Raw genomic sequence first — 21,970 nt, forward strand, 5'->3', positions numbered from 1 at the left:
CCCGCGCGGGCCGGCCGTCACATCCTGGCGGCCGCGGCCTTGATGGCCTCCCGGATGCGGAAGTAGGTCCCGCAGCGGCAGATGTTGGCGATGGCGTCGATGTCCTCGTCCGTGGGCTCGCTGGTCCGCTTGAGCAGCGCCACGGCGGCCATGATCTGCCCCGGCTGGCAGAAGCCGCACTGGGCGACGTCCTGCTCGAGCCACGCCTCCTGTACGGGGTGCAGCCGGTCGCCGTCGGCCAGCCCCTCGATGGTGGTGACCTGCCTGCCCGCGCAGGCCGAGACGGGGACCGCGCAGGGGCGGACCTCGGCTCCGTCGAGGTGGCTGGTGCAGGCCTTGCAGACGTCCACCCCGCAGCCGTACTTGGGGCCGGTGACGCCCAGCATGTCGCGGAGCACCCACAGCAGGGGGAGGTCGTCCGGGGCGTCGACGGTGACGCTGCGGCCGTTGACGGTGAAGGTGTGCAGAGGCACGGCGGCGTACTCCAGCGGTCAGCGCGGGTAGGGGGTGAAGTCGACGTCGAAGTCGAGGGGGAAGCTGCGGGGCTTGGAACCGGTGGCTCGCGCCCAGGCGTTGGCGATGGCGCCCACGGCGGCGGGCACCCCGAGCTCCCCCGCGCCTCCCGGTTCGGCACCGGTGGCCGGAAGCACGAAGACCCGTACGTCACGCGGGGTGTCGCGTTGCCGCGCCCAGTGGAACTGGCTGTAACTGCCCTCCAGGGGAAGCCCCTTGTCGATGTGCAGTCCGGCCCGCAGGGTGGTGGAGATCGCGTCGGTGAGGCCGCCGATCATCTGGGCCTCCAGTCCGCGGGGGTTGACGGGCAGGCCCACGTCGACGGCGATGACCGCCTTGGTGACGCGGACGTGTTCCCGGTCGCGGGCGTCGATCTCCACGAGGCACGCGGTGCGCGACTTGTACTCCTCGTGGAAGGCGATGCCCTGCGCGCAGCCGGCCGGCAGGGCCCGGCCCCACTGCCCCTCGGCGGCGGCCTTGTCGAGCACGGCGCGCTGGGCGTCGGTCTTCAGGAAGGTGCGCCGGAAGCGGTACGGGTCCTTGCCGGTGGCCGCGGCCAGTTCGTCCACCATGATTTCCTCGGCGCCCCGGGTGTTGGCCGAGTACACCGACCGCCAGGACCCGGTCGGGATGCCGGTGGGGACCTCGGTCAGGGCCTGGGTGGTGAGCCCGAAGTGGTACGGGGACTTGACGGTGGTGTGGAACAGGGTCTGGGCGAGGGTGGCGTTGCCGATGCCGGCGGGCAGGCTCGCGGCGGTGGCGGTGATGATCTCGCCGAGCCCGTGCCGGAAGTCCGTCTCGGCGGCGGCCACCCGGTGCTCGAAGCTGAGCACCTCCCCGAGCAGGTGGGTGGCCCGGATCCGGTGGTGGGTGGCGGGGCGCATACGGCCGTGCCGGGTGTCGTCCACGCGGGTCCACATCAGGCGGACCGGGCGGCGGCAGGCCTGGGAGATCCGGGCGGCTTCCAGCGCGGCGTCGAAGAACAGCCGCCGGCCGAAGGAGCCGCCGGCCTGGACCACGTGCACCCGCACCCGGTCCAGCGGCAGTCCGAGCTCGGCGGCGATGGTCTGCCGGGCGACGATGGGGGACTTGAGCCCGGACCAGATCTCGGCGCGGTCGGCGCGGACGTCGGCGACGGCCGAGTTGGTCTCCATCGGGGCGTGGCTGACGAAGGCGAAGTCGAAATCGGCGTCCACGTACGGGGTGAGCAGCGGCGGTACGAGCAGCGGCGGGGTGGCGGCCCTCAGCTTGGTCCGGATCTGCGCGTCCGAGAGCTGGTCGGCCGGGCCGGGCCCCCAGTCGACGGTGAGGGCGGCCTTGGCGGTGAGGGCCTGTCCGAACGTCTCGGCGACGACGGCGACCCCGGTCCTGACGGTCACCACGTCCAGGACGCCCGGCATGGCCCGGACCGCGGCGAGGTTGGTGACGGCGCGGACGGTGCCGCCGACGGAGGGCGGGCGGCGCACCACGCAGGGCTTCGCGCCCGGTACGTCGAGGTCGAGGGTGTACTTCTGGGCCCCGGTCACCATGGCGCGGGCGTCGATCCGGCGGGTCGGGGTGCCGATGAGGGCGTGTTCCGCGGCCGGCTTCGGGGAGGCGCCCAGGACAAGCAGGCCGGGGGAGGCGGCTTCGGCGGAGAGGCCGCCGTAGCTCGCGGTGCGGCCGTCGGGGGCCCGTACGGTGCCGTTCGCGGTGGTCAGCGCGGAGGCGGAGAGGCTCCAGCGCGCGGCGGCGGCCGCGACCAGGCGGGCCCGGGCGGTGGCGGCGCACTGGCGGACCGGGCCGTAGAGCGAGCGGATCGAGTTGGAGGACCCGGTGAGCTGGTTGAACAGCAACTCGGGGCGGGCGTCGTCCAGTTCGACCCGGACCGTGTCCAGCGGCGCGTCGAGCTCCTCCGCGACCAGCATGGCCACGGCGGTGGTGAGGCCCTGGCCGACCTCCTCGCGCGGCAGCCTGAACCGGATGGTGCCGTCCGTCTCCACGGCGAGCGCCAGCAGCGCGGACGTGGGGGCACCGGCCAGGATGAACAGGTCACCCAGGTCGACGACGTCGGCGATGGCGGGCAGGCTCGGGACCACGGCGTGCGCGGTCTGGGGGGCGAGCAGGTCGGCTCCGGCACGGGTGACCAGGGCCAGCGTGGGCGCCGCGACCAGGTGGGTCAGGAAGGAGCGTCGGCTCCGCCCCCGGGGCTCGCTGCTCTGTTCGTTCATCCGGCCGTGTCCCCACCCTCCCAGGGCCCGCAGAACGGACCGCCCCCGGCTCATTACCGACACGTAGGGTAGCGATCACCGGGAGACGTGGGAAGCGTGGTGCGCGGCGGGGTTCCTTCGTTCGAGTGGTGCCCCGGATGGGCGGACGACCCCGGGGGCGGACGGGAAGGGGGCCCGGAGAAGTCGTACACCTCGCACGCGGGAGCGACCGTCACCCCTCGGAGGGCCGTTTTCCGGCCATGGGCGCACGATGGAAGCAGACCCGTACACGGCGACGCACGAGGAGGTGTTCGCGGTGGCCAAGTACATGGACGTCCACCACGGGATGAAGGGCATCACGGCGGATGAGCTGATGGCCGCCCACCGGGCGGACCTGGCGATCCAGGCGGACGAGAAGGTGCAGTTCGAGCGCGCCTGGGCCGACCCGGCCTCGGGAGAGGTGTACTGCCTGTCCGAAGCGCCCTCGGCCGACGCCGTCCGCCGCATCCACGAGCGCGCGGGACACCCCGCCGACGAGATCCACCCGGTGCCGCTCACGGTGTGACGGAGCGGCGGACTCCGACCGGGCACGTGCGAAGACGCACGGAAGCGGACTGGAACCGTATCCACGACTGACCGGAAACGTTCGTACGGACGGGAGGTAACCGGAAGGCCTTCGGCATATGCCCCGAGCAAGACCGTTACGGATGTTGCCAAACGCCTTACAGGCAGTCCCCGGCTGTGCCACAGTCGTAGTCGGTCCACAGCCGTCCCCGGTCGCCCTCCGGGACCCGACCGAGCAGCGTCTGTATCGCCGCGCCTGTATCGGAGTCATCATGCCGTCCCACCTGTACGCGGACCGTCCCGCGCAGCCGCCCGAACCGGGATCGGTGGACGCACTGATCTCGCAGACCCGCCGGCTGCGCGGCGAGGTGGCCGCCGTGCGCCGCGACACCGTCGTGGACGACGACGACGCCCAGGGCCGCTGGCAGCGCGCACTGTGCGACCTCGCCGTGCACCACCTCGACGACCTCGGCCAGCACCTCGGCCAGCTCAAGGAGGGCCTCCCGCCCGCCCCGGAGCCCGCGGAGCTGCCGGCGGCACCTCCCGAGCCCGCCGTGGAGGACCGCCAGACCCGCGTCGGCAGCGCCGAGTGGAACCTGCTGACGGACGAGGTCACCTGGTCCGAGGAGCTCTTCCAGATCTTCGGCCGGCCCCCCGAGGCGGGCCCGCTGCCCCTCGACGAGCTCGGCTCCACCCTGTTCTCCGAGGACCAGCCCCTGCTGACCTCGATGGTCACGGACTGCCTGGTCGACGGCAAGCCGATAGACGGCGAGTTCCGCATCGTCCGCGCCGACGGGCGGGTCCGGACCCTGCACATGAGGGGCGAACCGGTGCTCGACTCCGACGGCTGCACGGCCTCGATGTGGGCCCTGCTGCGGGACGTCAGCGAACTGCGCCGGAGCCAGCGGGCGGAGCGCGAGTCACGGGACTCGCTCCAGCGCCAGCGGGAGATCGCCCAGACCGAGCACCGGCTCGCGGTCGAGCTCCAGGAGGCCGTGCTCCCCCCGTGGCGCGGCTCCCTGCGGTTCCCGCACGGGAACGCGGGCACGATGGACGTGGCCGCGCACTACCTCCCCTCCGCGACCAGCGCGCTGATCGGCGGCGACTGGTACGACGCGCTCGAACTGCCCGACGGCAGCTCGCTCCTGACGGTCGGTGACCTGACCGGCCACGGGGTGACCGCCACGTCGGGGATGGCCATGATGCTCGGCGCCCTGCGCGGGATGGCCATGGCCGGGATCGAGCCGGGTCCGCTGATGGGCTGGCTGAACCAGCTGCTGGAGACCTCCGTTCAGCCGGCCCTCGGCTCGGCGGTCTGCTGCCGCTACGACCCCGCACGCCGCGTCCTCTCCTGGGCCCAGGCCGGGCACCCGGCGCCCCTGCTCTTCCGGCGCGGCCAGGGCCGGCCCCTGCGTTCCCCGGAGGGGGTGCTGCTGGGTGCCACCTCCGGAGCCGTGTACGGGCAGGCCGAGGAGCAGCTCGAACCGGGCGACGTACTCGTACTGCACACCGACGGGCTGACCCCGCGCGGCATCGAATTCGGCCGGGCGGACGGGACCGAGCGACTGCTGGCGCTGGCGCCGCGTTTCTCGGGGGCCCGGTCGGCGCGGGACTGCGTACGGATGGTCACGGAGGAGTTCGGCGAGAGCGAGCGCGAGGACGACGCCTGCGTCCTGGTCGCCCGGATCGGCGGCTGACGGCGAGGACGGGGATCCCCGGTCCTACGGGTTCAGCGGGGCCGCGCCGGCACGGCGCGGCCCTTCCTCCTTGCCGTCCCTCCCCTTGCCGTCTTCCCGTTCTCCCGCCTGCCGCCGGCTTCCACACCCCGGCCGTACCCGTCCCACGACGACACCCGACCCCTACACCGCCGCTCCGCGTGCGGCGGGGGCGGGGCTGTTCGGGAGGGCCAGCTTGATCTCCTCGCGCAGCTCCTCGATGCCCGCGTACCCGGCGTACTGGCCGGTGAGCCGGTACATCTCGCGGAGCCGGTCCCAGGTCCGGTGCGAGGAGGTCTCGTTCATCGAGACCAGCGCCAGGCGTGCGTAGCGGTCGGCCTGTTCGGGGTCGTCCGCGAGGAAGCAGGCCGAGGCCATCGAGATGTAGTCGAAGATCTGCGAGCGCTGGTAGCCGTCGCCGCGCAGCCGCAGCGCCTCCCGCGCGTGCCGTGCCGCGAGGGGCGCCGCCGAGGCGTCGTGGTCGGCGAGGGTGCGGTAGGCCAGGGCCTGCATGCCGTGCAGGTCGGCCTCGTCGAAGTGCTGCATCCAGGAGGGCGGCGGTACGTCGCCCTTGTCGGAGACGAAGAGCTCCTCGGCCTCCCCCAGGGTGCGGCGCATGGCCTGCCCCTTGCCCATGGCGGCCTGCGCCCAGGCCTCGATGGTGTGCAGCATGGCGCGGGTGCGCGGCAGGGTCTGCTCGCCGGAGCCGGACTGCGCCAGCTTCATCAGGTCCAGGGCCTCGTTCGGCTTGCCGAGGTGCACCATCTGGCGGGCGGCCCGGGAGAGGGCCTCGCCGGCACGCGGCCGGTCGCCGCCCTCGCGGGCCGCGTGCGCGGCGATGACGAAGTACTTCTGCGCGGTGGGTTCGAGGCCCACGTCGTGCGACATCCAGCCCGCCAGCACCGCCAGGTTGGCCGCCACCCCCCACAGCCTGCGCTGGAGGTGGTCGGGGTGGTGGTAGGCCAGCATGCCGCCGACCTCGTTGAGCTGGCCGACGACGGCCTTGCGCTGGAGCCCTCCGCCCCTGGAGGCGTCCCAGGCCCGGAAGACCTCGACGGACCGTTCCAGGGCCTCGATCTCCTGGGAGCCGATGGGCGCCGCCTCGTAGCGGTCGTAGCCCGCCGGGTCGGCCTGGTGGGAGTCGCCGAAGTACTGCGCGTTCCGGGCACCGGAGGGCTCGGTGTGCAGCCAGTCGTACATGGCGTTGCTGAGGGCTGAGCCGGCGGTGAGCGCGGCTCCCGCGCCCATCAGGCCGCGACGGTTGAGCATGAGGTCCATTCCCGTGAATTCGGTGAGGACCGCGGCTGTGCGTTCGGGCGCCCAGGGCACTCCGTCGGGGTTCCGCTGAACCGCGTCCGGCTGCCGTCTGGTGGTGCGCCGCTGCCGTACGAACCCGAGGTCCTCGATGGTCACGACACGACCGAGCCGCTCGGTGAACAGTGCTGCCAGTACCGTGGGCACCGGCTCGCGCGGGGTCTCCCCCATGTCGATCCAGCGCCGCACCCGCGAGGTGTCGGTGGCCAGTTGGTGGTGGCCCATCGCGGCCGCCTGCCGGTTGACCATCCTCGCGAGTTCGCCCTTCGACCAGCCGGCCAGGCCGAACAGGTCGTTCAGACGGGTGTTTGGACCTTTGCTCACGTCAAGCCCCCAGGTTCTCGGCTGACTTGACAGTAGCCGCCCGTCAGATGCCCAGCGACTATTCGCCAGGGTTCGCCACCCGCCGCCCCGTGGTTCGCCACCTGCGGGCGGGTGTCAGGTAGGAATGCGCCTCCCCGCCCCGGTTCACCGGCGGAACTCCCCAGGGTGAAGTACGGGATCCGGCGGGGCGGCGTACGCACTCGTCGGCGCACGAAGGGAACCGTAAACGCCATGTACGCAGCAACGTCCTCCGTGTCCGCCCCGGTCCGCCAGCACCGCACCCTCCAGGCGGGGGGCGGCTCCTACCTCGAACCGGGCCGTCAGCCGGTACCGGCACAGGGCGCCGTACGGGCTCGGCGGATGCCGGGAAGCGGACCGCAGCCCCTCAGCGGAAGAATCGACCTGTCCGGGCCGCAGGGGGCGCAGCTGCGCACCGCGCTCGCGTCGGTGCAGCGCATCTGTCCCGAGTTCGCCCCCGTCCAGGTCCTGCGCCGCAGCGGCCGGTCGGTCCTGCTGGTCGGGACGACGGGACGGATGACCGCGGTCGCGAAGGTTTTACTGGACCACTCGCCGGAGTGGCGCGAGCGGTACCGGCACGAAATAGCGGCGTACCGGACCTTCGTCCGGCACCGCCCGCCGGTCCGCGTTCCCCGGCTGATCGCCGCCGATCCGGAGAACTGCGTCCTGGTGGTGGAGCGGATGGCGGGCCGGGTCGCCGCACTCCAGCGGCATCCGGTGGAGGCGCCGCCGCGGCCCGACGTACGGGCCGCGCTGGGAGCCGTGTGCCGGGTGAACCAGTGGCAGCCCCCGGCTGATCTGTTCGGGCACCCCGTGGACTACGCGCGGCGGATCTCGCGCGACCACGAGCTGGGCCTGCTGACCGACCGGGACTTCGGCGACCTGCAGAAGCTGCTGCACGGACTGCGGCCGGCGAGTACGCCGTGGCAGTTCAACCACGGCGACGCGCTGCTGTCGAACCTGCTGCTGTCCCCGGCGGGGCCGGTGCTCCTCGACTGGGAGCACGCCGGCTGGTACCTGCCCGGCTACGACCTGGCCACGCTGTGGACCGTACTGGGTGACGCCCCGGCGGCCCGCGGCCAGATCAGCCGGCTGGCGCAGTCGGCGGGCCCGGCGGCGCGGGACGCCTTCCTGGTCAATCTGATGCTGGTGCTGACGCGGGAGATCCGGATGTGCGAGACGGCGGTGCAGCGCTCCATGCTGGCGTCCGCTCCGGACCGGCCGCTGCCCGCGGGGGCGATTTCCTCGGGCGAGGAGCAGCGTCTTCTGCTGCGGCGACTGCACGACGACGCGGGGGTGGCGCGTAGAGCGGTCCGGGCGGCGGTCGGCACGCGCTGACCGCCGGCCCGTCCGGCACCGAACACGGATCCCGTGTGCCGCACACCCAGTGTGCGGGGCACGGGATTCGGTCTGTCCGGGGCCGGGACCGTTGCACGCGCGTGCCTTGACTTCCCATGATCCCCGGAACAGTTTCTCTGACTCGGCATCAGAAGCGCCCGAGCCGCCCGCCTTCCTCCCACCCCGCTGGAGCCCGCCCATGACCGAGGCCATGCCCGTGACCGAGACCCCGGACCGCCCGCGCGCCGTGCCGCCCAGCCGCCGGGCGGTCCTCGCCGGGACGGGGGCCGGGGTGCTCGCCGCCGCCGTGCTGCCGGGTGCGGCCGCGCGGGCCGCCGTGCGCCCGCTCGACGAGTACGACGTCGTCGTGGTGGGCTCGGGTGCGGCGGGGATGACGGCCGCGCTGACGGCCGCCGCGCGGGGGCTGAGCGTACTGGTGGTGGAGAAGGCCCTGGCCTTCGGCGGTTCCGCGGCGCGCTCCGGCGCGGGGATCTGGCTGCCGAACAACTCGGTGATCCTGGGCGCGGGGGTGCCGGACACCCCGGAGAAGGCCGCGGCGTACCTGTCGGCGGTGGTGGGGCCGCAGGTGCCGGCCGACCGGCAGCGGGCGTTCCTCGACAACGGTCCGCGGATGCTGGACTTCGTCATGGCGAACAGCCCGCTGCGGTTCCGTTTCATGGACGGCTACAGCGACTACTACCCGAACCTGCCCGGCGGGCTGCCGAACGGCCGCTCCATCGAGCCGGACCAGATCGACGGCAACCTCCTGGGCGCCGAGCTGGCGCACCTGAACCCGGCGTACATGCCGGTGCCCGCCGGGATGGTGGTGTTCAGCCAGGACTACAAGTGGCTGAACCTCGCGGCGGTCAGCGCGAAGGGGCTCGCGGTGTCCGCCGAGTGCCTGGCGCGGGGCACCAGTGCCGCGCTGCGCGGCGAAAAACCGCTGACGATGGGTCAGGCCCTGGCCGCCGGACTGCGGGCCGGGCTGTTGCGGGCGGGGGTGCCCGTGTGGCTGAACAGCCCGCTGGTCGACCTGGTGCGGGAGGGCGGCGCTGTCACCGGGGTGGTGGTGGAGAAGGAGGGCGTACGGGGTGTCGTACGGGCCCGCAGGGGCGTGGTGATCGGCTCCGGCGGCTTCGAGCACAACGCGGAGATGCGGGCGCGGTACCAGCAGCGGCCGATCGGCACCGAGTGGTCGGTGGGTGCGAAGGAGAACACCGGTGACGGGATCCGGGCCGGTGAACGGGCGGGCGCGGCACTGGCGTTGATGGAGGACGCCTGGTGGGGGCCGTCGATCCCGCTGCCCGGGGAGCCGTACTTCTGCCTGGCGGAGCGGACCCTGCCGGGCGGTCTGATGGTGAACCGGGCGGGCACCCGCTTCGTGAACGAGGCGGCGCCGTACAGCGACGTGGTGCACGTGATGTACGAGAAGGACCGGGACGCCACGGGCTCGCACATTCCGGCGTGGCTGATCGTGGACCAGAACTACCGCAACAAGTACCTGTTCAAGGACATCCTGCCGACGCTGCCGCTGCCGGAGGCGTGGTTCGCGTCGGGTGCGGCGAAGAAGGCGTGGACCTGGGACGCGCTGGCCGGGCAGATCGGGGTGCCGGCGGGTGCGCTGCGGGCGACGCTCAACCGGTTCAACGCCCAGGCGTGGAGCGGGACCGACACCGACTTCCACCGGGGCGACACGGCGTACGACCACTACTACACGGACCCGAACGTGATGCCGAACTCGTGCCTGGCGCCGGTGTGGGCGCCGCCGTTCTACGCCTTCCGGATCGTCCCGGGCGACCTGGGCACCAAGGGCGGCATCGTCACCGACGCCCGGGCGCGGGCGCTGCGGGCGGACGGTTCGGTGATCCGGGGCCTGTGGGCGGCGGGCAACGCCAGCGCGGCGGTGATGGGCCACAGCTACGCGGGTGCCGGATCGACGATCGGGCCCGCGATGACGTTCGGATACGTCGCGGCGAACGACATCGCTGACAGCCGCTAGTCGGTGCCGGCGGCATCGCCGGCCGGCGCCGCTTTGACGGAACGGTCTGGGGCCCGGGTCAGCCCTGCTGGAAGAGCTCGGCGGGGAGCGGCTTCAGCAGCGCGTAGAGGTCGTCGGTGATCGGGCGGTCCCAGCTGGCGATCGTCACGAGGACGTTGTCGCTGCGGTCGAACTGCACGCAGGAGATCCGGCCCTCGGAGAGCTTGATCTTGCGGACGATGAGGAGGTTGTCGCCCTGCATGACGGGGCAGTCCTCGGTCCCGGTGACCTCGACGTCCTCGTCGTTCTCGAGGGCGTCGAGGAGCTGGGCCACCTCGAAGGGGACCTGGCCGTCGGCGAGCTCGCGCGCGGGGGATCCCTCGGGGAGGTTGCCGATGATCATCGCGGGGCCGCGGCCGCCGAACAGGTCGTAGCGGAGGAAGACGCCCTGGCAGCTGCCGTCGGGCGCGGGGAGCAGCCCGGCCCCGAGGTTGCCCGGCCAGTCCCCCGGGTCCATGGCCAGGACGTCGAAGTCCGGGCCGGCGGGTGTGGCGGCGCGGTGGCGGCGGAGGAAGGACATGCGGCCCATGGTACGTGGCCGCGCGGGTTTTCCGGCGCCGGGGGCTCTCCCGCGGCGCAGCGGGGCACGGCGGTGCGGGGCGGGGCGCGGGAGGGGTTCCGCGCCCCGCCGGGGCCGGCCGCGCCGGGGCTGCGGACCTGCGGGTATGGGGTGTGCGCGCCGGGTACTCCTTACCCGGGGGGCGGGCCGGCTCGATGAGCTGCGGTCACGCCACCTTTCCCGCCACGGGCCGCCTCACTGGCTGTATCTTGCTGTGCGTCCCCACGTCCGGTCATCGATCGTTTTCGATTCGGCAACGATCGCTTCGGCGGTGGGGATCTTGTCGCCCGGGGGACCTGCCGTCGCTACCGTCGTCCCCGGTGCGCAGACGGATCTGCCCTTCGGACGTATGGGAGCACAGACAGATGACTGTCCCCGTTGGCGGTCCGCCGCTTTCCCTCACCACGACGCCCGCCCGGACACGGGCACTCGCCGCGGAGAGACGACTGGACGTGGACGAGAGCCTCGTCACCGTGTCCCTCTCCGAGCGGGCCGGCGTCCCCGTGGCGGCGGCGCTGCCGCGTGGCGAGGAGTTCGCCCGTCCCGCGCCCGCCCGGGCGGCGAACCGGGCCGTGGGGCCCGCGGTGATCAGCGGGATCCTCTCCTCGGAGGTGGCACGGTGAACCTGTCCCGGTCGATGCGCAAACTGTGCGCCACTCTGACCTCTTCGCTCGACCTGGAGGCTCCGGTCGAGCCGCAGATCCTCTTCCGGGCCCTGTGCGACGCCATGAGCCGCACCCGGGGCGGCCGCCCGATCGTGCTGCGCTTCGAGCGCTTCCCCTCGGAGCTGACCACCTCGGGCCTGTGGCTGAACATGGAGGACTACGACATCGTCGTGGTGGAGAAGTACACGACCCCCGACCACCAACTGGTCATCCTGGGCCACGAGCTGTGGCACATGAAGGCGGGCCACTGCACCGGCCACGGGCGCGGGGCGGCCGACGCGGCCCGGGCCCTGCCCGACGCCTCGGACCTGACGTACGCCAGTGTCGCCGCGCGGTCCCACTACGAGGACACCCAGGAGATCGAGGCCGAGAGCTTCGGACTGATGCTCGGCGACCGGTGCAGGGCGTGGCTGACGGGCGGCGACGCGGCCGGGGCCGCCCGCCGGAGCGATGTCGCCGGCCGGATAGGCAACGCGCTCGGCTACCGCGGACCGATCGGTTGACGGTGACCTCGGACAAGTACTACATCCCGTACCTCATACCCGCGGCGATCCTCACCCTGGCCTTCGCGATCCGGCTCCCGGTCATGATGAGGTTCTGGCGCATCGACCCCAACGTCCGGGCCGTCGGCGGCCTGCTCCTGCTGGCCTCGGCCGTCTTCTACTTCGGCCGGCCGAAGACCCTGGTCCTGCTGAACAGCGCGACCGGTGTCAGCAACTTCGCGGCGCCGGTGGTCTACACGCTGCTCACGATGTTCTGCGCCTGCTGCCTGATCATGATCATCCACTGGCGGGGCGGCGATCCCCGGCGGGTGCGCCGGACCAACTGGACGATCGGCGTCGTCTACGCGACCGTGGTGGCCGGTCTGTGGATCACCTTCGCGTTCGCCGAGGTCCCGGTCGAGCGGCTGCGGGACCTGGACACGTACTACGCCAACACCCCCTGGATGCGCGAGCACATCATGCTCTACCTGGGGGCCCACACCGCCGCCTGCGCGATCACCGCCGTCGTCACCTGGTCCTGGCTGCGGGAGGTCTCGGGCTGGCTGCGCTCCGGCCTGGTGCTCCTGGTCATCGGGTTCATCCTGAACCTCTGCTACGACACGGTGAAGCTCACGGCGGTGTTCGCCCGCTGGAACGGCCACGACCTGGACTGGCTCAGCACGTACGTGGCCCCGCCCATCGCCTCCGTGTGCGCCCTGTTCATCGCCGTCGGCTTCATCCTGCCCCACGCCGGCCAGGCGCTCCAGGGGATCTGCACCGACTACTACCACTACCGGTGCCTCGCGCCCTTCGTACGCGAACTGGCCGGACTGGACACCGGTTCGGTACGGCTGCCCCGCCGGTCCTCCATCAGCCGTCGCCTGGTCCAGCGCAGGACCCGGATCAGCGACGGGCTGCTGCGGCTCCAGCCGTACATGGACCCCGAGGTCCGCGAACGGGCCCTAGCCGAGGCCCGGGCCCGGGGCGAGGCCGCCGAGCGGGCGGCGGCGACCGCCGACGCGGTGGCCGTGGTCGCCGCGATCGCGGCCCTGCGCGGGGGTGCCGGGGCCGAGCCGGAGGACGGCCCGGTGCCCGGCCCGGCGGCGGCACCCGACCTCGTCGCGGTGGCCAGGGCCCTGCGCCGGTCCCCCGCCGTCACCGCCTTCCGCGCCCGGTCCGGCCCCTCAGACCACCGAGAGAGCGTGAGTCCATGAGCAGTTCACCGCCGTCACGCGCCCGGCACACCTCGGTCGTCGCCGGGGGCAGTCTGGCCGGCATGCTCACGGCCGCCGCGCTCGCCGGGGCCGGCTCCGGCGAGGTCGTCGTCGTCGAGCGGGACGCACTGCCGGACGGGCCCGTGTCCCGCAAGGGGCTTCCGCAGGCCCATCACGCGCACCTGCTGTGGTCCGGCGGGGCCGCTGCCATCGACTCCCTGCTGCCCGGCACTATCGGGGCGCTCAGGGGCGACGGGGCCCACCGGATCGCGCTGCCCACGAACATGGTGGGCTTCTCCCCCGAGGGCTGGTTCCGCCGCTGGGCGCGGGAGTCCCACTACGTGCTGATCGCCAGCCGCGACCTGCTCGACTGGCACGTCCGCCGGGCCGTCGCGGCGCTGCCGAACGTCACCGTCACCGACCGCACCGAGGTACTGGGCCTGACGGGCGACGCCCGGCGCGTCACCGGGGTGCGGGTGCGCGGGACGGACGCCGTGGAGCGGGTCCTGGACGCGGACCTGGTGGTGGACGCCTCCGGGCGCGCCTCCCGTACGCCGCGGTGGCTGGGCGAGCTGGGGGTGGCCGGGCCCGCCGTACGGACGGTCGACCCCGGACTCGTCTACGCCAGCCGGATCTTCCGGGCCCCGGCGGACCTGGGCAGCACGTTCCCGCTGGTCGTGAACGTCCAGGCCGATCCCCGCGAGGCCGGTCCGGGCCGGTCCGCGACGCTGGTCCCGATCGAGGGCGACCGCTGGCTCGTCACCCTGTCGGGGACGCGCGGCGGCGAACCCAGCACCGATCCGGAGGCCTTCGGAGCCTTCGCCCGGGGGCTGCGGCACCCGATCGTCAGCGAGCTGATCGCCGGGGCGGAGCCGCTGACGGACGTGGTGCGCACCCGTACGACCGTCAACCGCAGGCACCACTACGAGAAGGCCGCGCTGCCCAGCGGGTTCCTGGTGCTCGGGGACGCGGTCGCCGCCTACAACCCGGTGTACGGGCACGGGATGTCGGTGGCCGCGCAGAGCGCCCTCGCGCTGCGGGAGGCCGTCGCCCGGTACGGCTGGGCCGACGCGCGGCTGGCCGCCCGTGTCCAGAAGGCCGTCGCGGGTCCGGTGGCCGCCGCGTGGGCCCTGTCCACGGGGAACGACGTCTTCTACCCCGGTGCCACCGAGAGCGGGCCGACGGCGGCCGAGCGGGTCGCCGCCGCCTACGTACGCCGGCTGATGCGCACGAGCACCGGCAACGGGCGGGTGGCCCGGGCGGTGACCGACGTGATGACCCTGGAGCGGCCCGCCACCCGGCTGTTCACCCCGCCGGTGCTGCTGGCGGCCCTGCTGGGGCCGCGCCGGGCGCAGCTGACCGGGCCGCCGCTGGGGCCGGCGGAGCGGGCGGCGGTCGCGGCGCTGCGGTCCCGGGCCTGACCGCGGGTGGCTCGGGGCGAGGGGCTCAGCCGTGCCACCGCCAGGTCAGGGAGCCGTCCTCGGGGAGCGCCGTCCAGCGGGCCGAGGCCGCGTCGAGGGCGGTGCGGGCCCGCTCCAGGTCGGCTTCGCCCAGCACGGGACGGCCCACGCCGCGTCCCGTGACGGGCAGCCCCGACCAGGCGCGGTACGCCCAGTTGACGGCCATCTCCGCCGCCATCACGGCGTCTCCCTTGCGGCGCAGCACCCTCAGACCCGACCGGCGGTGGCGGCCGGGCTCGGTCATCTCGAACCCCTGGAAGGTGGCGCCGTCGGCGACCGCCCCCCAGAAGCCGTCGGTGATGCCCAGCGCCTCCTCGACCGCGGCGTGGGCGAGGTCGTGCGGGAGCGTCGGGCCGGTGGGCTGCGCGGGCAGCCGTACGTCGGGGCCGCGGCGGCCGGTGACCGTGATCTCGTGCCGGTTCCCCGGCAGCTTCCTGAAGGCGATGTCCACCGGCAAGACCGTAGGGCGCCCGGTGCGGCGGCGCCAGTGGATTCGGCGAGCGGGACGCGCGGGCGGGTTTGCCGCGGCCGTACGCGGATAGCCGCCAGGTGAGGCACCCTGGTGTGCCGGTCCACGGTCGTCCCCGGGCTCCGCGCGGGGCCGCACCCGACCCGGAGGCGAATCGATGAACACGAACCGCGGGTACGACGCCCCGGAGCGGCGCGGCGCGCTGCTCCCGGACGCGGGGGCCATGCTGGACGAGCACGGCCGTGCGCCGGGCGCTCCCTCCCGCACCGGTACGGGCTCCGGCCCCGCCGCGGACGCGGCCCGGGTGGACGAGGCGCGCGCGCAGGCGGGCCCCTCGGCGGAGGCCGAGGTGAACGTACTGGTCAGTCACTGCGACCGGGCGGGCGCCGACGCCGTGCTCGGCGTCCTGGCGGAGGCGTTCCCCGGGATGACCCCGCCGGTGCTGGAAGGGGCTGCCGGGCCCGCGGCCGCCACGAGCGTCTGGTCGACGACGGTGGACGTCCGCAACCGGGCCGCCGCCGCGAGCCCCCGGGCCCGGCCGGCGGCACCGGTGACGGCGGAGCTCGACGGCGCCGCCGAGCCGGTGCGCCAGGTCCGCGCCGTCCTGGAGGACGCCTTCGCCGGCGAGCACCTCGGTACGGTGTCCGGGGAGCACGAGCTCCAGGTCGCGCTGCGGCTGTCCGCCCGCCCGGCCTGACGCCGCGGGCCCCCGTCCCGCCTCGGGTCAGGTCAGGTCGAAGCGGCCGCCGCGCGCCCCGAGCACGAACTTGCGCCACTCGCGCGGCGCGAAGACCAGCGAAGGGCCGTCGGGGCGCTCGCCGTTGCGCATGGCGATGAACCCCTCCACGAAGGCGACCTGCACGTCGCCCACCCCCCGGCTGCTGCCCTGCCAGTCGGCCCCGCTGAGATCGAGCTCGGGCCTGCCCCAGCCGGCGGACGGCTGCGAAGTCGTGCTCTCGGCCACGTGCGTGCTCCTCCCGTTACGGTACGTCGTCGGGGGCCCAGGGTAGCGATCGCGGCGGGCGCCGCACAGGCCGCGGGCAGTGACGCGCGGCGGGTCCGGCGGAGCGCCTCCGTCGGCACCCGGCGGCTGCGCTTGCGCGCGTCGGGTACCCGGCGGCCGCGCCCGCACGTCAGGAACTCGGCGGCTGCGCTCCGACGAGCCACATCGCGAAGAACTGCGCGCCGCCGCCGTACGCGTGCCCCAGGGCCCGGCGTGCCCCGGGGACCTGGTGTTCCCCGGCCCGGCCGCTGACCTGGAGCGCCGCCTCCGCGAAGCGGATCATGCCCGAGGCTCCGATCGGGTTGGTGGACAGCACCCCGCCGGAGGGGTTCACCGGGAGGTCGCCGTCCAGTTCGGTGACGCCCGCCTCGGTGAGCTTCCAGCCCTCGCCCTCCTGCGCGAAGCCGAGGTTCTCCAGCCACATCGGCTCGTACCAGGAGAACGGCACGTACATCTCGACCGCGTCGATCTCCCGGCGGGGGTCGGTGATCCCGGCCTGCCGGTAGACGTCGGCCGCGCAGTCCTTGCCGGCCCGGGGCGAGACGAAGTCCTTGCCCGCGAAGAGCGTCGGCTCGCTGCGCATCGCACCGCCGTGCACCCAGGCGGGGGGCCTGGGCGAACGGGCCGCGCCCGCACGGTCGGTGAGGACCATCGCGCAGGCGCCGTCCGAGGAGGGGCAGGTCTCGGAGTACCGGATCGGGTCCCAGAGCATCGGCGAGGCCTGGACCTTCTCCAGGGTGATGTCGTGCTCGTGCAGGTGCGCGTACGGGTTCTTGAGCGCGTTGCGCCGGTCCTTGTACGCGACGAGCGATCCCACCGTGTCGGGGGCGCCGGTGCGCCGCATGTACGCGCGCACGTGCGGGGCGAAGAAGCCGCCCGCGCCGGCCAGCAGCGGCTGCTGGAAGGGGACGGGGAGCGAGAGCCCCCACATGGCGTTGGACTCGGACTGCTTCTCGAAGGCGAGGGTCAGGACGGTGCGGTGGACGCGGGCCGCGACCAGGTTCGCGGCGACGAGGGCGGTGGACCCGCCGACGGAGCCCGCCGTGTGGACGCGGAGCATCGGTTTGCCGACCGCGCCGAGGGCGTCGGCCAGGTAGAGCTCCGGCATCATCACCCCCTCGAAGAAGTCGGGGGCCTTGCCGATGACGACGGCGTCGACGTCCGCCCAGGTCAGCTCCGCGTCGGCGAGGGCGCGGGCCGCCGCCTCGCGGACCAGGCCGGCGATGGAGACGTCGTGCCGGGCGGCGACGTGCTTGGTCTGGCCGATCCCGACGACGGCCACGGGCTCCTTGCCCGGTGTGCTCATGCTCGGTCCCCTTCCAGGACGGCGACCAGGTTCTGCTGGAGGCAGGGGCCGGAGGTGGCGTGTGCGACGGCACGCCGGGACTCGCCGCGGTGGATGCGGGCGGCCGCCTCGCCGATCCGGACGAGGCCGGCGGCCATCATCGGGTTGGCGGCGAGGGGGCCGCCGGAGGGGTTGACGGCCACCGCTTCGCCCAGGCCGAGCGCCTTGCGCAGCACGACCTCCTGGGAGGAGAACGGCGCGTGCAGTTCCGCCGTGTCGACGGGGGCGTCGAAGACCCCGGCGTGCTCGGCGGCGGTCCGGGTGGACGGGGAGTCGGTGAGGTCGCGCAGGCCGAGGCCGTGGGCCTCGATGCGGTGGTCGATGCCGGTGATCCAGGCGGGCCGCTCGCACAGGCGCCGGGCGAGGTCCCCCGCGGCCAGGACGACGGCGGCCGCGCCGTCCCCGATGGGCGGGCAGTCGCCCGTGCGCAGGGGCCGCACCTGGTAGTCGCCTTGCGGGACGGGGCCGCTGAGCTGGGCGTGCGGGTTGTCCTCGGCGCAGGCGCGGCTGCGGGCGCCGATCGCGGCGAGCGCGGCCTCGTCGGTGTCGCCCGCGTCGATCAGCGCCTGTGCCTGGAGGGCCGCCAGGGCCACCGAGTCGGGCCAGAGGGGGGCCAGGTAGTACGGGTCGAGCTGCCGGGTGAGGACGTCCCGTACGGATCCGGGCGAGGACTTCCCGTACGCGTAGACGAGCGCGGTGTCGGCCTCACCGGTCTGGATCTTGACCCAGGCCTCGTAGAGCGCCCAGGCGCCGTCCATCTCGACGTGCGATTCGGAGATCGGCGGCCAGGCGCCGACCCCGTCGAGGGTCATGGTGAAGGAGAAGGCCCGGCCTGCGAGGTAGTCGCTGGAACCGGAGCAGGTGAAGCCGATCTCGCCCGCCTTGAGCCCGGTGGCCGCCAGCACCCGGTGCAGGACCGGCATCACCATCTCGACTTCGCTGAGTTCGTCGGTGCGGCGCAGGTGGTCGCTCTGGGCGAAGGCGACCACGGCCACCTCGCGCGCGTGGCGGGCGTTCCGGGGCATCAGAGCAGCTCCTTGTACGCGTCGTAGTCCGCGTCCGGCTCGCCGGTGGGGCGGTAGTGGTCGGGGTATCGGCCGCCGTCGGTCCACACCGGTTCGACGCGCAGGCCCATGCGGACCTGGTCGTACGGGATGCCGCCGATCCGGCCGTGGAGGGCGAGGCCGGCGCCGTCGAGGGCGATGTGGGCGTAGACGTAGGGGACGTCGATGTCGAGGTTGCGCGCCTTGATGTTGACGATGCAGAAGGTGGTGACGGTGCCGGCCGGGCCGACCTCGACCCGCTCGGTGGTGGCCACCCCGCAGGTGGGGCACGCGCCGCGCGGGGGAACGTACACCTTGTGGCAGGAGGGGCAGCGCTCGCCGACGGTGCGGCGCTCGGAGAGCGCGTTGATGTAGGCGGTCTGGGCGCGGCCGGGACTGTAGGTGTAGTCGAGGCGGGCCTCGGCGACGATGCCGGTGACGGGGTCGGCGAACACCCCGTCGTGCGGTGCGGCGCCGCCTTCTTCCGGGCGGCCCCCGTACGGCTCGAAGCAGGCGATGTCGGTGATGGCCCCGGTGCGCTCGGCGGCCCAGCGGATCCGCACCCGCATCCCGGTGGACACGGCGTCGGGGCCGGGGGCGTCGAGGGCGTGCAGGATCGCGGTGTCGGCGCCGTCGAGCCTCACCAGGACCCAGGCGAAGGGGGTGCCGAGGGGCTGGTGGGGGCGGGGCTCGCCGTTCCACGCCCAGGTGGTGACGGTACCGGTGGGGGCGACCTCGACGAGCTCCCGGATCTCCTCGGCGGTGGCGGGGTCGTACTCGGCGGGCGGCACCATGACCCGCCCGTCGGAGGTCCTGACGCCGAGCACGGCCCGCTGCCGGAGCCCGGTGAGGAAGGCGCTCTGGACGGGTCCGAGGGAGCGGGTGAAGGGGAACTCGACGACGAGGGGCGCACGCAGCACCTCGGGCGGGGACGCGGCTGTCATGGATGTCTCTCCGATTCTCGCAGGCGGTGGGACCGGGCGATCGGAACGGCCACCGGGCGGTGGCGGGGGGCTGCGGGACGGCGCTCACGCCCGGCGGTAGACCGGCGGCCGCTTCTCCGCGAAGGCGCGTGCCCCTTCCTTCGCGTCGGCCGTCTCGAAGACGGGCCGGCCCCGCGTCAGTTCGGCCGCCAGGCCTTCCGTCTCCGTCAGCTCGGCGGCTTCGTACACCGACGCCTTCACCGCCTCGACGGCCAGCGGCCCGCACGCGTTGATCAGCTCCGCCGTCTCCAGCGCCGCTTCCAGCGCCGTCCCGTCCGGCACCACCCGCCCCACGAGGCCGATCCGCGCCGCCTCCTCGGCCGAGTACGGGCGCCCCGTCAGCAGCATCTCCAGCGCGTGTGTGCGCGGGACCTGCCGGGGCAGCCGGACCGTGGAGCCGCCGATCGGGAACAGTCCTCGCCTGACCTCGAACAGTCCGAAGGTGGCCCCGGCCCCGGCGACCCGGATGTCGGTCCCCTGGAGGATCTCCGTGCCGCCCGCCACGCAGTAGCCCTCGACCGCCGCGATCACCGGTTTGCGCGGCCGGTGGTGGCGGAGCATCGCCTTCCAGTGGAGGTCGGGGTCGGCCTTGAGGCGGTCCCGGTACTGGTCGCCCGCCATCCCCCGGCCGGCCAGCGCCTTGAGGTCCATCCCGGCGCAGAAGTCACCGCCCGCGCCCGTCAGGACCACCGAGCGGACCGTGTCGTCCGCGTCCGCCTCCAGCCAGCCGTCGTACAGGCCCACCAGCAGGGGAAGCGAGAGCGCGTTCTTCGCTTCGGGCCTGTTCATGGTGAGCACCAGAGTGGCGCCGCGGCGTTCCGCGGTCAGGTGTTCGGTCCCACCCATTGCCGTCCTCCCGTCTCAAGACCTAGAACAGGTTGCAGCAGGGTCCGGTCCAGTTCAATAGTTTCCTGACACCCAGTCAGTTTTCTTGGCATGCGCCCTTCCCACTTGGACCGGGCGGCGCTCTAATGACCGCCGAGCAGCCCAGCCGTGAGCACTTCGGGTCAGGAGGAACGGTGGAGTACAACCTTGCCGACCTGTTCGAATCGGTCGTGGACGTGGTCCCGGACCGCGAGGCGCTGGTGTACGTCGACCACCCCGGGACCGGTGCCGAGCGCCGCCTGACGTACGCGGAGCTGGACGCTGCGGCGAACCGTGTCGGGCACCACCTGCTGGACAGCGGACTGCGGCCCGGCGAGCACGTGGGGCTGCACCTCTACAACGGGATCGAGTACCTGCAGACCGTACTGGCCTGCCTCAAGGCCCGCCTGGTGCCGGTGAACGTGAACTACCGGTACGTGGAGGAGGAACTGGTCTACCTCTATAACGACGCCGACCTCGCCGCCCTCGTCTTCGAGGGCGAGTTCACGGAGCGGGTGGCCGCCGCGCTGCCGCAGACGCCGGGGCTGCGGCACCTGGTCCGGGTCGGGCAGGCACCGGCCGGGGTGCCGGAGCCGGCGGTCGTGCCGGTGGCGTACGCGGACGCCGAGGCGGCCGGGTCCCCGGAGCGCGGCTTCCCGGAGCGCAGCCCCGACGACCTCTTCATCATCTACACCGGCGGTACGACCGGCATGCCCAAGGGCGTCATGTGGCGGGCCGAGGACCTCTTCTTCGCCGGGCTCTTCGGCGGGGAACCCTCCGGGGAGCCGGTGAAGCGGCCCGAGGAACTGGCCGAGCGGGTCGCGGCGCGCGGCGCCGGGCTCACCTTCTTCCCCGCTCCCCCGCTGATGCACGGCACGTCCACGCTGACCTCGTTCATCGCCTTCAACTACGGCCAGCGGGTGGTCATCCACCGCAAGTACGTCCCCGAGGAGGTGCTGCGCACGATAGAGAAGGAGAAGGTGTCGAGCGTGTCGCTGGTCGGCGACGCCATGCTGCGGCCGCTGATCGACGCGCTGAGCGGCCCGCTCAAGGGGACGGACCTGTCCTCGCTGTTCAGCGTCTCCTCCTCCGGCGCGATCATGTCGGAGACCGTCCGCGCCGAGTTCCAGCGGCTGGTGCCGAACGTGCTGCTCCTGAACAACTTCGGTTCCTCCGAGTCCGGTTCCAATGGCCGGGCGACGGACGACTCCGGCCCGGAGAAGGGCTTCCGGCTGCAGGTCAACGACCGCACGCAGGTGGTCGATCCGGTGACGCACGAGCCGGTGGCGGTCGGCGTGCCGGGCCGCCTCGCGCAGCGCGGACACGTCCCGCTCGGCTACTACAACGACCCGGCGAAGACGGCGGAGACCTTCTTCCGCAAGGGCACGGAACGCTGGGTGCTGCTCGGTGACATGGCGACCGTCGACGAGGAGGGCATCGTCACGGTGCTGGGCCGCGGCTCGCAGTGCATCAACACCGGCGGCGAGAAGGTCTATCCGGAGGAGGTCGAGCAGGCGCTGAAGTCGCATCCGGACGTGTACGACGCCCTGGTGGCGGGGGTCCCTGACCCGACCTGGGGCAACCGCGTGGCCGCGGTGGTGCAGGTGCGGCGGGGGGCGCCGGAGCCGACGCTGGAGGAGATCCAGCGCCACTGCCGGACGAGGCTGGCGGGTTACAAGATCCCGCGGCAGCTGGTGATCACGCCCGCCGTGCGGCGTTCCCCTAGCGGCAAGGCGGACTACCGGTGGGCGAAGGCGGTGGCCAAGGAGGCCGACGCGGGGCGCTGAACCGGCGGCGGCCCGGAGGGGGTGACCGCCGGGGCGGGGGCGGGTTGCCGTCCAGTTCGCCCGCGAGGACCAGCACCTCCCCT

At 73.5% G+C, this 21,970-nt stretch carries 20 protein-coding genes; 10 read left to right on the forward strand and 10 right to left on the reverse strand.

All coding sequences use genetic code 11. The annotated features are described in order from the left end of the window. Positions 1–17: 17 nt before the first annotated feature. Positions 18–473: a (2Fe-2S)-binding protein gene (locus ACFY7H_RS11230; protein WP_388936475.1), complete on the reverse strand. Its 456-nt coding sequence runs from the start codon at positions 471–473 to the stop codon at positions 18–20. An 18-nt stretch (positions 474–491) separates the two neighbouring features. Next, the gene (locus ACFY7H_RS11235; protein ID WP_388936477.1) at positions 492–2,723 is read right to left on the reverse strand and encodes a molybdopterin cofactor-binding domain-containing protein; all 2,232 of its coding nucleotides are present in this window, start codon (positions 2,721–2,723) and stop codon (positions 492–494) included. Between the two features lie 295 nt (positions 2,724–3,018). Between ACFY7H_RS11235 and ACFY7H_RS11240 the strand changes: the two genes are divergently transcribed. Together ACFY7H_RS11240 and ACFY7H_RS11245 are read left to right on the forward strand one after the other, a co-directional pair. Then, the gene (locus ACFY7H_RS11240) at positions 3,019–3,267 is read left to right on the forward strand and encodes an SCO4226 family nickel-binding protein (protein ID WP_388937478.1); all 249 of its coding nucleotides are present in this window, start codon (positions 3,019–3,021) and stop codon (positions 3,265–3,267) included. Positions 3,268–3,538: 271 nt separating this feature from the next. Continuing rightward, positions 3,539–4,963: a PP2C family protein-serine/threonine phosphatase gene (locus ACFY7H_RS11245; protein WP_388936479.1), complete on the forward strand. Its 1,425-nt coding sequence runs from the start codon at positions 3,539–3,541 to the stop codon at positions 4,961–4,963. Positions 4,964–5,125: 162 nt separating this feature from the next. Here ACFY7H_RS11245 and ACFY7H_RS11250 read toward each other — a convergent pair whose 3' ends face one another. After that, complete coding sequence (locus ACFY7H_RS11250; RefSeq protein WP_388936481.1) at positions 5,126–6,619, reverse strand: hypothetical protein; 1,494 nt, start codon at positions 6,617–6,619, stop codon at positions 5,126–5,128. Between the two features lie 231 nt (positions 6,620–6,850). Here ACFY7H_RS11250 and ACFY7H_RS11255 point away from each other — a divergent pair, with 231 nt between their 5' ends. Together ACFY7H_RS11255 and kstD are read left to right on the forward strand one after the other, a co-directional pair. Continuing rightward, on the forward strand, positions 6,851–7,975 hold the full coding sequence (locus ACFY7H_RS11255) for an aminoglycoside phosphotransferase family protein (protein ID WP_388936483.1): 1,125 nt from the start codon (positions 6,851–6,853) through the stop codon (positions 7,973–7,975). A gap of 199 nt (positions 7,976–8,174) precedes the next feature. Beyond that, the gene (gene kstD, locus ACFY7H_RS11260) at positions 8,175–9,974 is read left to right on the forward strand and encodes a 3-oxosteroid 1-dehydrogenase (RefSeq protein WP_388936486.1); all 1,800 of its coding nucleotides are present in this window, start codon (positions 8,175–8,177) and stop codon (positions 9,972–9,974) included. A gap of 58 nt (positions 9,975–10,032) precedes the next feature. Here the strand turns inward: kstD and ACFY7H_RS11265 are convergent, their stop codons facing one another. Then, positions 10,033–10,533: a hypothetical protein gene (locus tag ACFY7H_RS11265; RefSeq protein WP_214942325.1), complete on the reverse strand. Its 501-nt coding sequence runs from the start codon at positions 10,531–10,533 to the stop codon at positions 10,033–10,035. 404 nt (positions 10,534–10,937) lie between these two features. On the opposite strand from ACFY7H_RS11265, the gene ACFY7H_RS11270 reads away from it, so the two are divergent. From ACFY7H_RS11270 to ACFY7H_RS11285, 4 genes are read left to right on the forward strand one after another with little or no spacing between them, the layout of a single operon-like run. Then, the gene (locus ACFY7H_RS11270) at positions 10,938–11,195 is read left to right on the forward strand and encodes a hypothetical protein (protein ID WP_388936490.1); all 258 of its coding nucleotides are present in this window, start codon (positions 10,938–10,940) and stop codon (positions 11,193–11,195) included. Positions 11,196–11,209: 14 nt separating this feature from the next. After that, positions 11,210–11,740 (forward strand): toxin-antitoxin system, toxin component, encoded by a 531-nt coding sequence (locus ACFY7H_RS11275; protein ID WP_388937480.1) that lies wholly within the window; start codon positions 11,210–11,212, stop codon positions 11,738–11,740. Positions 11,741–11,742: 2 nt separating this feature from the next. After that, positions 11,743–12,933, forward strand: coding sequence for an MAB_1171c family putative transporter (locus ACFY7H_RS11280; protein ID WP_388936492.1), 1,191 nt, complete (start codon positions 11,743–11,745; stop codon positions 12,931–12,933). Beyond that, on the forward strand, positions 12,930–14,354 hold the full coding sequence (locus ACFY7H_RS11285; protein ID WP_388936494.1) for an NAD(P)/FAD-dependent oxidoreductase: 1,425 nt from the start codon (positions 12,930–12,932) through the stop codon (positions 14,352–14,354). Before ACFY7H_RS11280 ends, ACFY7H_RS11285 begins: the two co-directional genes overlap by 4 nt. A 25-nt stretch (positions 14,355–14,379) precedes the next feature. On the opposite strand, the gene ACFY7H_RS11290 is transcribed toward ACFY7H_RS11285, so the two are convergent. Beyond that, the gene (locus ACFY7H_RS11290; RefSeq protein WP_388936496.1) at positions 14,380–14,844 is read right to left on the reverse strand and encodes a hypothetical protein; all 465 of its coding nucleotides are present in this window, start codon (positions 14,842–14,844) and stop codon (positions 14,380–14,382) included. A gap of 175 nt (positions 14,845–15,019) precedes the next feature. Here ACFY7H_RS11290 and ACFY7H_RS11295 point away from each other — a divergent pair, with 175 nt between their 5' ends. Beyond that, the gene (locus ACFY7H_RS11295) at positions 15,020–15,559 is read left to right on the forward strand and encodes a hypothetical protein (protein ID WP_388936498.1); all 540 of its coding nucleotides are present in this window, start codon (positions 15,020–15,022) and stop codon (positions 15,557–15,559) included. Positions 15,560–15,586: 27 nt separating this feature from the next. Here the strand turns inward: ACFY7H_RS11295 and ACFY7H_RS11300 are convergent, their stop codons facing one another. The 5 genes from ACFY7H_RS11300 to ACFY7H_RS11320 form a co-directional block, all read right to left on the reverse strand. Beyond that, positions 15,587–15,826, reverse strand: a complete 240-nt coding sequence (locus ACFY7H_RS11300; RefSeq protein WP_388936500.1) for a DUF397 domain-containing protein — start codon at positions 15,824–15,826, stop codon at positions 15,587–15,589. A 169-nt stretch (positions 15,827–15,995) separates the two neighbouring features. After that, complete coding sequence (locus ACFY7H_RS11305; protein WP_388936503.1) at positions 15,996–17,171, reverse strand: thiolase domain-containing protein; 1,176 nt, start codon at positions 17,169–17,171, stop codon at positions 15,996–15,998. Further along, on the reverse strand, positions 17,168–18,235 hold the full coding sequence (locus ACFY7H_RS11310) for a thiolase domain-containing protein (protein ID WP_388936505.1): 1,068 nt from the start codon (positions 18,233–18,235) through the stop codon (positions 17,168–17,170). Before ACFY7H_RS11310 ends, ACFY7H_RS11305 begins: the two co-directional genes overlap by 4 nt. Next, positions 18,235–19,197 carry a Zn-ribbon domain-containing OB-fold protein gene (locus ACFY7H_RS11315; protein WP_388936508.1) on the reverse strand — a complete coding sequence of 321 codons (963 nt, stop codon included), beginning with the start codon at positions 19,195–19,197 and terminating at the stop codon, positions 18,235–18,237. The genes ACFY7H_RS11310 and ACFY7H_RS11315 overlap by 1 nt, the downstream gene beginning before the upstream one ends. A gap of 84 nt (positions 19,198–19,281) precedes the next feature. Continuing rightward, positions 19,282–20,082, reverse strand: a complete 801-nt coding sequence (locus ACFY7H_RS11320) for a crotonase/enoyl-CoA hydratase family protein (RefSeq protein ID WP_388936511.1) — start codon at positions 20,080–20,082, stop codon at positions 19,282–19,284. Positions 20,083–20,255: 173 nt separating this feature from the next. Here ACFY7H_RS11320 and ACFY7H_RS11325 point away from each other — a divergent pair, with 173 nt between their 5' ends. Continuing rightward, positions 20,256–21,887 carry an acyl-CoA synthetase gene (locus ACFY7H_RS11325; RefSeq protein WP_388936513.1) on the forward strand — a complete coding sequence of 544 codons (1,632 nt, stop codon included), beginning with the start codon at positions 20,256–20,258 and terminating at the stop codon, positions 21,885–21,887. Positions 21,888–21,970 lie beyond the last annotated feature (83 nt).

The sequence above is a fragment of the Streptomyces sp. NPDC012794 genome (genome assembly GCF_042901085.1).
GTDB lineage: Bacteria > Actinomycetota > Actinomycetes > Streptomycetales > Streptomycetaceae > Streptomyces.

Bases quoted from the DNA above. Each gene is read 5' to 3' on its own strand.
- ACFY7H_RS11235 (WP_388936477.1), bottom strand. From the start codon at position 2,723: ATGAACGAACAGAGCAGCGAGCCCCGGGGGCGGAGCCGACGCTCCTTC.
- ACFY7H_RS11245 (WP_388936479.1), top strand. From the start codon at position 3,539: ATGCCGTCCCACCTGTACGCGGACCGTCCCGCGCAGCCGCCCGAACCG.
- ACFY7H_RS11255 (WP_388936483.1), top strand. From the start codon at position 6,851: ATGTACGCAGCAACGTCCTCCGTGTCCGCCCCGGTCCGCCAGCACCGC.
- kstD (WP_388936486.1), top strand. From the start codon at position 8,175: ATGACCGAGGCCATGCCCGTGACCGAGACCCCGGACCGCCCGCGCGCC.
- ACFY7H_RS11265 (WP_214942325.1), bottom strand. From the start codon at position 10,533: ATGTCCTTCCTCCGCCGCCACCGCGCCGCCACACCCGCCGGCCCGGAC.
- ACFY7H_RS11270 (WP_388936490.1), top strand. From the start codon at position 10,938: ATGACTGTCCCCGTTGGCGGTCCGCCGCTTTCCCTCACCACGACGCCC.
- ACFY7H_RS11275 (WP_388937480.1), top strand. From the start codon at position 11,210: ATGCGCAAACTGTGCGCCACTCTGACCTCTTCGCTCGACCTGGAGGCT.
- ACFY7H_RS11285 (WP_388936494.1), top strand. From the start codon at position 12,930: ATGAGCAGTTCACCGCCGTCACGCGCCCGGCACACCTCGGTCGTCGCC.
- ACFY7H_RS11295 (WP_388936498.1), top strand. From the start codon at position 15,020: ATGAACACGAACCGCGGGTACGACGCCCCGGAGCGGCGCGGCGCGCTG.
- ACFY7H_RS11305 (WP_388936503.1), bottom strand. From the start codon at position 17,171: ATGAGCACACCGGGCAAGGAGCCCGTGGCCGTCGTCGGGATCGGCCAG.
- ACFY7H_RS11310 (WP_388936505.1), bottom strand. From the start codon at position 18,235: ATGCCCCGGAACGCCCGCCACGCGCGCGAGGTGGCCGTGGTCGCCTTC.
- ACFY7H_RS11315 (WP_388936508.1), bottom strand. From the start codon at position 19,197: ATGACAGCCGCGTCCCCGCCCGAGGTGCTGCGTGCGCCCCTCGTCGTC.
- ACFY7H_RS11320 (WP_388936511.1), bottom strand. From the start codon at position 20,082: ATGGGTGGGACCGAACACCTGACCGCGGAACGCCGCGGCGCCACTCTG.